Genomic DNA, 9,684 nt, shown 5'->3' with positions numbered 1-9,684 from the left:
AGCTTTTAAAAATATGGATACCGATTTAGCGGGCTCCATTGAAACTAATGAGATGTATACAGTTTCTCCACAAGAGTATACAGAAAAGAAACGAATCCAGCAGAAGATCTACGATGCCTCTGTTTATAATGAGCTCCCCTAACTATTCGCCACTTGAATCCATTTCAAGTGGTTTTCTTTTGCTTTTCTCATCTTCTCACATTATTCCTCATGTGGTATAATAGAACAAGAACATTACTATGTTTCCGATGGGTTGGCAAGTAAAATGAAAGTATTAATGATATAGAAAAGGAGGATAGCTATGGCTAGTTATGAAAAAATAGTAGGGTTATCTCAAGCTTTATATGAAGCGACCGCAGAAGTATCACGATTGAGTGGCGAAGTTTCAAATTTAAAATATATTAAAAATAAATTGAAAAAGAAATCAACAGAGATTGATTATGTTGTTACACTTTCTGAAAATATCTTGGGTGAGAAATACGATGACGAAAAAAATCAGGAAAAAGAAGATTTGAATTCTTTGAGGCAAATCATTTTAACGAAGAAAAGAGAAATACTCGCGTTATTAAGTACGAAGATTCAGAATTTGGAGTCGGATTTGTTAACTGCTCAGAATATTGAAAGGAATGCTAGAAATGCATTAAATGCAGCTCTAGCATCATAGAGGAGGGATAGATGACAGTAAAAGTAAAAAATATTTCAGGTTTAGAAGATTACGGGACGAGTATTCACCGATTTGCTGGAAAATTTGAAGAAGTCTCAAGCGATACAATGCGTGAGTTCAATACTAATCTAGAAGGGGAAAAAGCGGCTGCCATTAATGCCTTCTTTAAACGTTTGAATGAGATTCAGAAGTCTGTTTTTTCACAGACACCAGAGGCGATACGAACTTATGGGCAGCATGTCTTTACATTTACTGGGGAGATTAAAGGTTTAGGATTTTCCAGTCATGCCCATACTGATGAAGATGCGATTAATACACTTACAGAGTCCCTTAGAACCCCTCAGCGTAATCTAATCAGTATCGTTAAGGATGAAATGGTAGCTTTGTTTGATGAAGCAATCGAAGCAATGGGTGATGGAGACTCTAATTTGGGAGATTTTGATGCCAAAGCAGACGCTTATATTGCAGATGAAATCAAAGCACGTAAGGAAACGCATAGCGGCATTATATCTGCGCATGATAGCCTATCTTCAGGCGTTTCAGGAGTATCAACTACCTTTGAATCCTTGACAAAGATTACACAGAACGCAAGAACTGTAACGACATTACCAGTTCAGACGATTATTGATGCTATAAAAAATAATACTCTAACAGAGTCAAATATGGTTTATCTTTCTAGAATCACTACAAAGGAAGATGCCCAAGTCTTGCAAGCGATTCTTTCTGGAAAATTAGAAGATGTAGACAAGATAATGGAGAATGACCCAGAGAAAATTTCTGATGGGGGCTACATGAATCTGGCAGAAGAATTGACTATTTGGATGGATAGAAGTGAGATTGGGACTCAGAAGATAAATCGTTTGTTAAATGCGATGGGGAAAACGGATCAATCCAAGGTTAGTGTCTTTTCAGAAAGGTTAGATAAACAGCAACATATATCCAAACAAATACAGATAGCTGAAATGTATGCTTACGAGCAAGATCCCGAGCATGACGCTGCAACAATGGAAAAGCATCATACAAAATTAAAGCAGATGAATGATTTGTCAGGTTTATTGACTGCGGTTCGAATCTTGAAAATTGGAACAAAAGTAGAAGGGAATCCAGGTGTACAATTTAGGAACGATGATCCTTTTGATCCAAATGCAAAACTTCGATATACTCGAAAAGAAATCTTTATTAAATTAAATGATGCGGTAAACCCTGAATGGGAATTACATGTTAAAGAAAGTAAAAAGTCCATATATCACTATGGTTCTAAGACGGTTCCAGACTATGATGAGCTTAGTGTCCCAGCCAAAACTACTCTTGAAACTTATACATCACACCATGAAAAAGGAATTGACGGAGCTTTGGCTGGTAAATATGAGGCTGAACTTTATAAAATCAAAAAAGAACATGAGAAAGCGGATGCTGAGTTCCAAGAAACTATCGTAAAAGAAGGGATAAAAACGATTTTAACCTATATTGGAGGTCCGGCAGCTGCGGCGACTTTTAGTGTTGCAGATTCTTTATCACAGTTACATGCAACAGACTCAATTAAAAACACGCATGAGATGCTGGATGAGATGACTTCTGGAAGAGCGAATGCCTTTATTAAAAAAATAGGTAATTATGGTGGCAAGTCTGCCAATGAGGTTTTAGCAGGCTTCTTTAAACTACAAAGTAAGGTGGCTGAGTTTAAAGCCAAAACAACGAATGAAAACACAAATATTTATAATGTTTTGGTTGGTCAAGGGGGCTGGCAGTTAAACCATGAAGTGGCAGGTCCTTCAATAGAGACGATTGCCCAGTCATCTAGTATTTATGCAGACTATGGAGCTTACCAACGGGTACAAGAATTAAACCAGAAAGGTGTCATGGGTTACTTTGAGTCAATTGGTTTGAGAGATAATGCTTATAAAATAATTAACGAATACTTTGATAAAGATCTAGCTATGAAAAATTTCCTTTTGGGAGAGCATACAAATGGTGAAGGCCTTACGATTGAAAATATGACTCCAGAACAGATTCAAACAATTCCTTATATTGTTAACAAAGTCACGGGAGATAGTTCGTTATCAGATTTTATAACGTATTTCGAAAAGCAATATGGCAAATAAGGAGGGAGAGAAATGAAGAAAGTACTACTAATAGTCGGATCTGTCCTGTTGGGTGTTCTGCTTCTATGGGGCTATCATAGTTATCAACAATCAGAGCAGGCCAAGCAAGAACGCCAAAAATATGAAAATATGGGTTACTATACAGGAAAATGGGAAATTGATTCTTATGAGTTTTTAGAAGATGGCAGGGGAGTTGCCGTGCATTGGAAGTCGCTGAATCCAGAAGAGGATCGATTGTTTGCCAAATACAATCCGGACTTGAGCGAAAACTTTTTGGGTGTTCATGGTGCCTCCAATCAACGCTATATCGTACGCAAGTACTTCCATAATTCTACCTATAGAGGAACACAAAAATTACCTAAAGAGGATCCCGAAGTTTATTATGCCATGTCCATTTATCGAATCGGTGATCGAAAATTGGAAGGGAGTCAGCTCGATCTTTATAAACTTGTAGAGGACTATAACCCTGATTATATACCGGAAGATACTGGAGGTATTATCGAAAAAGATGGCAAAGACTACATTTCCATACAAGTATACAAACGAGGATGGGAGCTATCACAGAAAAAACAATTATGGCTGAATTTAGAAACCAAGCAAATTGATTGGGAAGATACAAAAATACAAAAGTATCCTGAAAGCCCTTCGGTAGATCTGGGTCCTTTAAAGGACAAGATGGGAAAGATGACAACCGATTTGAGAACATCTACAGCGTATGATTTGTTGAATCAAAATAAATTGTCTTTTCGTCAAGATGTATTGAAGGGAAGTGTTTTGGAGACAGCTGCACCTAAAGTTTATCAAGTATTAAGTGAGCAAGATTCACAGTTTTTCCTTTTGATTGATTCTAAGTATGATTATGAGAAGGTTTATGGAGATGTTCCACAGTTTCTTGATTTGTATCAGCTTTTTGTCCCAGAAAATACGAATCTTTACGAAGGGCTTACGATTCCAGCCGAACTCAGTAAGGATGATCAAGAGCATTCAGTCAATACCAAAGAAGAGTTTGACTTGTATTACGATGTTGCCAAAGACCGCGAACTAAACAAGCAACGCCGAATATTGGTTGACAAAGGAGAATAAGAGGTTCTAAATGAGTAACAATCAAAAAAAAATTGATTCGGATAACCTAAGCCGAGTGAATGGAGCTTTTAAAGATATGAGTGCAGAATTGCAGAATAATGCCTCTGACCTGATAGACTCCTCTGCGACAGAACAAATTCAAAATGCGACTGATGAACTTAAAAAATTATCTAAGGAAATGGTAGACACGATTAGTTCATTAGATGATTATCTTGGGGCAGTTGGTGAGGCTTTTCGAAGTGTAGATGCGAGTATGGCTCAGTCTATCGGTGATAATATGTATACGAAAGCACCTGAAACACGTGCAGAACGCAAAGAGCGTTATATCCAAGGAGGGAAAGATTCCAAGGAACGCCACAATCGTAGAAAAATGGTTGAAATCGCAGAGAGTCAATATAACGATTTTCCATAAGTATCTGAACTCACCTGAACATGCTTCAGGTGAGTTTTCTTTTGTTTTTCTCATCTTCTCACGGTATCGCTCATGTGGTATAATGAGACAAGGGTTGCTCCTCGTTTCAGACGAGTTTATGGATTTCAGGATAAGTTAGTAGGTGAGAAGAGTATTTCTGTCAGCCTCCTATACACCTGTTAACAGCTATCCACGATAAAAGGAGATTGTAGATTGGTTTTATTAGTATTAGGGATTTTGGTTTTTCTCATTCTAATCTTAAAAAGGAAACAGAAAACTGCTAAAAAATCTGAAGGAAAGGCCAAGAAAAGAAATTGGCTATTAATAGGTTGCTTATCCATAGTGATTCCAATGGTAATCTTCACAGTGTTCAGTCCGATTTTTTCTCTAATGGATATGTGGGGGCTATTTGCCCATGCAAGTCGAACTGAGATTGAGCAAGCTGTGCATCGTTCTTATCAAAATTACGGTCTTACAGGACAGTTTGAGTTAGAAAAATACGAGAAAAACTATACAAGTGTGGGAGGATTTATAATCCATGGTAGCTACAGTGAAAATATAGCTGGAAAAACCTATCAGGTCAAAACTCGATTTAAATACTATACTCGCTTTTCGAAAAGTGAAACATATGGAAAGACAGATGCAGAGGTTGATTACAAAAATGATAAAAAAATTTATAATGTTTTCCCAGAATTAGCCTATTTAGGGATTGAGGTTAGTCCAGGCACCAGCGAATTTTTAAAAACACTGGACAGTTCAATCAAAGATCCTAAACTTCCTGATTTGAAGTATCAAGGTATTGGTTTTGAATTTAATAACCAATCTGATAATATCTATCTTTATAATGAAATATTAGAGGAAAATCAAAGCAAGGGCCAAGCTCTGCAAGGAATGTATCCAATGGATGCTCAATATCTTTTCCAAAAAGAGATTTTTATACCAACATTTGAATTTCAGTATTTCGTTCCAAAAGAAAAAAGAGACCTCTTGTATGATGACTATCTTAAAGAGCTTGAAGCGCTCATGAAGGAATTTTTTGCCAACCAACCCCTACCACGCGGTCTTTATGCTGTAAAAATTGCTAAGTATAAAGAGGATAAACTTGTCAATGATAGTGGTATTTACTATGTGAGGATTGATAATCAGCAAGTTGTAAAGCTGTTGCAAAAATTAGAGTAGGAGTTGTTAGGGCTAGGTCAGTTTTTTGTTCATAATTTCCAGTTGTGTCTGTTAAAATTTGATTTTCCCAGTGGACAATCGTCCACTTTTTTTATATAATAAAACTAAACCGAATTGGTTGAGTTTTAGAGGTGTAAGCTCAACCATCGATTTGTCTTTCTAAGAGAGATATTCTCAATAAAGCATCACACTAGGGGGTGAATCATGTATCAACCAGAAAAACTCAAGGCTCGGAGAAAAGAGTTAAAATTGACACAGAAGGAAATTGCAGAGGAATTAGGGATTAGTTTTCAGGCTTACTCGGCTTGGGAACGTGGAATTAAGGAACCATCCAAGGAGAAGGTTGCTCAGCTAGAGAATATTTTAAAGGTAGCAAAAGGATATTTCACTCAGATTGAGATTGTCCGTCTCTACAATAGCCTCTCCAAGCAAGGGAAGGACAAGGTTGTGCTCTATGCTCGCAACCTGGCTCAAGAAGAACAAACTCAGAAGGTGGCGACCATGCCAGAGCGCCTCTATGAGTACCGTGTCTATGAACGCATGTCAGCAGGGATAGGGGCTTCGGTCTACGATGACCAGAATTTTGATACGGTTTACTTTAACGAGGAGTTGGCCCATGATTTTGCGTCCTGGGTGTCGGGGGACTCTATGGAACCTAAATATCAAAATGGTTCGGTGGCTCTGATTCGGGGGACAGGATTTGACTATGATGGGGCAGTTTATGCAGTAGTTTGCAACAACCAGACCTATATTAAACGGGTCTATCGGGAGGAAGATGGTTTGCGTCTGGTTTCTATCAATCCTAAATACAAGGACATTTTCATCTCCTATGAGGAAGATCCTCGGATTGTGGGGATTATCGTTGGGAACTTTGTGCCGATGGAGGGTTAGCCTATGGGCTACTTTGATTATTCCAGAGAGCCCAAAAGTGATATTGCCTTTGTCGACATGAAATCCTTTTATGCCAGTGTTGAGTGTGTGAAAAGGGGCTTGCATCCGCTGAAGACCTCGCTTTGTGTCATGAGTCGAGCGGATAATTCTACCGGCCTTATCCTAGCTTCCTCTCCCATGTTTAAGAAAATTTTTGGCAAGTCAAATGTTGGCCGGGCCTATGATCTGCCCTTTGATATCAAGACCCGCAAATTTTCCTACTATAATGCTCGAAAGCAAGGCTTGCCTACTGACTTAGACTATGTTCGCTACATCGAAGATTGGGCTCAAGTGACTTTGGTTGTGCCACCTAGGATGGATGAATACATAGCGGTCAATATGGAAATCCAGCGAATCTTTCAAAACTATGGTAGTCCAGATGATATTTATCCCTACTCTATCGATGAGGGCTTTATCGATCTGACTAGTTCGCTCAACTATTTCATCCCAGACAAGAGTATCTCTCGCAAAGACAAGCTAGATCTGCTTTCTGCTCGTATCCAGAGGGATATTTGGAGGCAGACAGGGATCTACTCTACGGTGGGTATGTCCAATGCCAATCCCTTACTGGCCAAGTTGGCTCTGGATAATGAGGCCAAGCACACTCCGACCATGAGGGCCAACTGGTCTTACCAGGATGTGGAAGAGAAGGTCTGGGCTATTCCCAAGATGACGGACTTTTGGGGGATTGGCAGGCGGATGGAGAAACGCTTGCATGCTCTGGGGATTTTTTCCATCAGAGAATTGGCCACCAGTAATCCAGACCAGCTACAGAAAGCTCTGGGTCAGGCTGGCCTGCGTTTGTGGTTTCATGCTAACGGGATTGATGAGAGCAATGTTCACAGGCCCTATAAAGCCAAGTCCAAAGGGTTAGGAAATTCTCAAATCTTGCCGAGAGACTACGTAAAGCTACGGGATATTGAAATTATTCTCCGAGAAATGGCGGAGCAGGTGGCTATTAGACTGAGAAGGGCTGGCAAGAAAACAACCCTTGTCTCTATCTATGTTGGTTTCTCTAAACAGGAGGTCAGGTCGTCTATTCACACACAAATGAAGGTCGAACCGACTAATAATACTGCTGTTTTAACAGACCACGTTTTGAAGCTATTTCATAATAAATACACTTCTGGAGCGGTCAGAAGTGTCGGAGTCAACTATTCAGGATTTGTGGACGAGTCCTTTGGCTTAATCTCCCTCTTTGATGATGTTGACAAGTTAGAAAAAGAAGAAAGGCTCCAGACGGCCATTGACTCCATTCGGGAACAATTTGGTTTTACCTCCCTCTTAAAGGCCAATGCACTGGAAGAAGCCTCTAGGAGTCTTGCCAGAAGCAAGCTGATTGGGGGGCATTCTGCTGGAGGATTAGATGGATTAAAATGATTGATCGTTCTTATTTACCCTTTCAATCTGCGCGTGACTATCAAGATCCAGGGATGCAGAAGTGGATGGGCTTTTTCCTCTCAGAGCATACTAGTTCACTCGGTGAAGAAAGAAATCGGGTTGCTTTTTCGACAGATTTGAATTCCGTTGAGAAGTTACTCTTGCTTTCGCAGCTGTATGTCGGGCAACTAAAGGGATACTTTGTGGTCAAGGAAAAGAAGCAGAAAACCACGATCATCGGCGAGGTGAGTGAATTATCACCTCAAACTCTATCTATTAGGACCAATGAGGGCTATAGGCTGGTAGAGGTAGTAGATGTCCTCGAAATTCGACTGTGGGAGGAGGGAGTTTATGACTAGAAAAGAGTTGTATGAAAACAAACTGCAGATGGATTATTTTTCTGATGCCTATATTCGTTTTGAAGAGGATTTTCAAAAATACTCTGCTATGAATGTGCCTTTGACTTTTTTGATCGATGATATCCTACGCACCATGGCGATGAATCAGAAGAACTACTTTGTCTTAAACAAGGAAAACGCCAAGGATGGGCGGGAGCATCGCTTTTATTTTAGGGTGGTGACGGAAAAAGAGTGTCCCAGAAATCGAACCTATGCATACGCTGGACTCAAAAATAGTAGTCAGTGACTAGGTGTGGAAGAGGAAAGTTTGATTTAGGAAAGATGGCTTGTGAACGTCAGAAAATCTCATGGTATAGGAATTCGAAACACCATCTTTTATCTGTGGAGTTTTTGCAGAAACTTATGATGGTAGTTCTGATGAGATAAGACAAGGGCCACTCTTTTTTAGATGAGCGTTTATTTGAAAACGTGGTTGGATTTGAGAACAGCTATCTTCAATGATCATTTTACTTTATAGAGTCATACCAAAACATCCATGTACATTTGTGGATGTTTTTTAATTTTACAGATAGAAAAAGAGAAGACCAAATGGTCTTCTCAACGGGGGAACTGAAATAATGGAAAAGAATCAATCAAAGAGGGTTACTAGTCTTTGAAATTCTTTTGGAAAATGAGGAGAGACAAGATAGAAGTAATGGCTGCCAAGAAGAGGAAGGCAGTTGCTTCTTGTTCTCCAGTTGCAGGGAGTAGTCTTTCCTTGTCTTCTTTGATTGTAGCTGTAACAGGAGCTTTTTCATCTTTTGATGATGAATTATCTGTTACGGCTGGCGCAGGTTTTTCAGTCTCTCTTGGTAGAACATACTCAGGAAGAGTCACAACTGGTGGCGCTTCTGTTCCAACTGAGCTTTGTTTGCTACCTACCTCAATCACTCGATCTTGAGCTGGAGTTGCTTCTGTTTGGAGAACCTTGCGATTGTCACCGTCCACTTCAACATACTCGACTAAGAGACCGTCTTTCCCTTCTGATAGAACTTGCTCTTTTCCTTTGTCTAATTGTGGGTTTTCGCGACGAATCGTCTTGAACGGTACGACCTTATTGACGATTTCTAAGCTTGGAAGTGTAAAGACAAGGTCTTTAACCCCTTCCTCAGGACTTGAAGAAGTAATTGGTTTCTCAGGTTGCGCCGGTTTCTCAGGTTGAGTCGGCTTTTCAGGCTGAGCTGGCTTTTCAGGCTGAGCTGGCTTTTCCGGTTGCGCCGGTTTCTCAGGTTGAGCAGGTTTTTCCGGTTGCGCTGGAGTTTCCGGTTGAGCAGGTTTCTCAGGCTGAACTGGTTTTTCAGGCTCAGCAGGTTTTTCCGGTTGAACTGGATTTTCAGGTTGCGCTGGAGTTTCCGGTTGCGCCGGTTGTTCAGGTTGCGCCGGTTTTTCCGGTTGAGTAGGTTTTTCAGGTTGAACTGGTTTTTCCGGTTGAACTGGTTTTTCAGGTTCAGCAGGTTTCTCAGGCTGAGCTGCTTCGAGTTTGTTGATTTGTTCGAGAGCAGTTTTTAGCGCTTGATTGACTGCTTCCTGAGTTTT

10 protein-coding genes are annotated in these 9,684 nt (G+C 40.0%); 9 read left to right on the top strand and 1 reads right to left on the bottom strand.

Going from position 1 to position 9,684, the window contains the following annotated elements; genetic code table 11:
* The first annotated feature begins 301 nt into the window (after nucleotides 1-301).
* From HMPREF3057_RS09775 to HMPREF3057_RS09735, 9 genes are all read left to right on the top strand, one after another.
* Entirely contained in the window at nucleotides 302-664 is a 363-nt protein-coding gene (locus HMPREF3057_RS09775; RefSeq protein ID WP_000179342.1) for a hypothetical protein, read from the top strand.
* Between the two features lie 11 nt (nucleotides 665-675).
* On the top strand, nucleotides 676-2,766 hold the full coding sequence (locus HMPREF3057_RS09770) for a hypothetical protein (protein WP_070697452.1): 2,091 nt from the start codon (nucleotides 676-678) through the stop codon (nucleotides 2,764-2,766).
* Between the two features lie 12 nt (nucleotides 2,767-2,778).
* Complete coding sequence (locus HMPREF3057_RS09765; protein WP_049519863.1) at nucleotides 2,779-3,849, top strand: hypothetical protein; 1,071 nt, start codon at nucleotides 2,779-2,781, stop codon at nucleotides 3,847-3,849.
* 10 nt (nucleotides 3,850-3,859) lie between these two features.
* Nucleotides 3,860-4,261 carry a hypothetical protein gene (locus tag HMPREF3057_RS09760; RefSeq protein ID WP_049519862.1) on the top strand — a complete coding sequence of 134 codons (402 nt, stop codon included), beginning with the start codon at nucleotides 3,860-3,862 and terminating at the stop codon, nucleotides 4,259-4,261.
* Between the two features lie 213 nt (nucleotides 4,262-4,474).
* Nucleotides 4,475-5,440 carry a hypothetical protein gene (locus HMPREF3057_RS09755; RefSeq protein WP_070697450.1) on the top strand — a complete coding sequence of 322 codons (966 nt, stop codon included), beginning with the start codon at nucleotides 4,475-4,477 and terminating at the stop codon, nucleotides 5,438-5,440.
* A 204-nt stretch (nucleotides 5,441-5,644) separates the two neighbouring features.
* On the top strand, nucleotides 5,645-6,331 hold the full coding sequence (locus HMPREF3057_RS09750) for a LexA family transcriptional regulator (protein ID WP_070697448.1): 687 nt from the start codon (nucleotides 5,645-5,647) through the stop codon (nucleotides 6,329-6,331).
* 3 nt (nucleotides 6,332-6,334) lie between these two features.
* Nucleotides 6,335-7,750: a Y-family DNA polymerase gene (locus HMPREF3057_RS09745; RefSeq protein WP_070697446.1), complete on the top strand. Its 1,416-nt coding sequence runs from the start codon at nucleotides 6,335-6,337 to the stop codon at nucleotides 7,748-7,750.
* Entirely contained in the window at nucleotides 7,747-8,109 is a 363-nt protein-coding gene (locus HMPREF3057_RS09740; protein WP_049490282.1) for a hypothetical protein, read from the top strand. Before HMPREF3057_RS09745 ends, HMPREF3057_RS09740 begins: the two co-directional genes overlap by 4 nt.
* A complete protein-coding gene (locus tag HMPREF3057_RS09735; protein WP_049490283.1) occupies nucleotides 8,102-8,395 on the top strand; it encodes a DUF5960 family protein in 294 nt (97 codons plus the stop codon). The genes HMPREF3057_RS09740 and HMPREF3057_RS09735 overlap by 8 nt, the downstream gene beginning before the upstream one ends.
* 359 nt (nucleotides 8,396-8,754) lie before the next feature.
* Here the strand turns inward: HMPREF3057_RS09735 and HMPREF3057_RS09730 are convergent.
* Nucleotides 8,755-9,684, bottom strand: a 930-nt coding sequence (locus tag HMPREF3057_RS09730; RefSeq protein ID WP_257371411.1) for an LPXTG cell wall anchor domain-containing protein, incomplete at its 5' end; no start/stop codon positions are given.

Origin of the sequence: Streptococcus sp. HMSC072D05, from assembly GCF_001815805.1 — a bacterium.
Lineage (GTDB): Bacteria > Bacillota > Bacilli > Lactobacillales > Streptococcaceae > Streptococcus.
This window is presented reverse-complemented; position numbering and strand designations above follow the sequence as displayed.

Coding starts and splice junctions, on each gene's coding strand:
- HMPREF3057_RS09775 (WP_000179342.1), top strand. CDS start 302: ATGGCTAGTTATGAAAAAATAGTAGGGTTATCTCAAGCTTTATATGAA.
- HMPREF3057_RS09770 (WP_070697452.1), top strand. CDS start 676: ATGACAGTAAAAGTAAAAAATATTTCAGGTTTAGAAGATTACGGGACG.
- HMPREF3057_RS09765 (WP_049519863.1), top strand. CDS start 2,779: ATGAAGAAAGTACTACTAATAGTCGGATCTGTCCTGTTGGGTGTTCTG.
- HMPREF3057_RS09760 (WP_049519862.1), top strand. CDS start 3,860: ATGAGTAACAATCAAAAAAAAATTGATTCGGATAACCTAAGCCGAGTG.
- HMPREF3057_RS09750 (WP_070697448.1), top strand. CDS start 5,645: ATGTATCAACCAGAAAAACTCAAGGCTCGGAGAAAAGAGTTAAAATTG.
- HMPREF3057_RS09745 (WP_070697446.1), top strand. CDS start 6,335: ATGGGCTACTTTGATTATTCCAGAGAGCCCAAAAGTGATATTGCCTTT.
- HMPREF3057_RS09740 (WP_049490282.1), top strand. CDS start 7,747: ATGATTGATCGTTCTTATTTACCCTTTCAATCTGCGCGTGACTATCAA.
- HMPREF3057_RS09735 (WP_049490283.1), top strand. CDS start 8,102: ATGACTAGAAAAGAGTTGTATGAAAACAAACTGCAGATGGATTATTTT.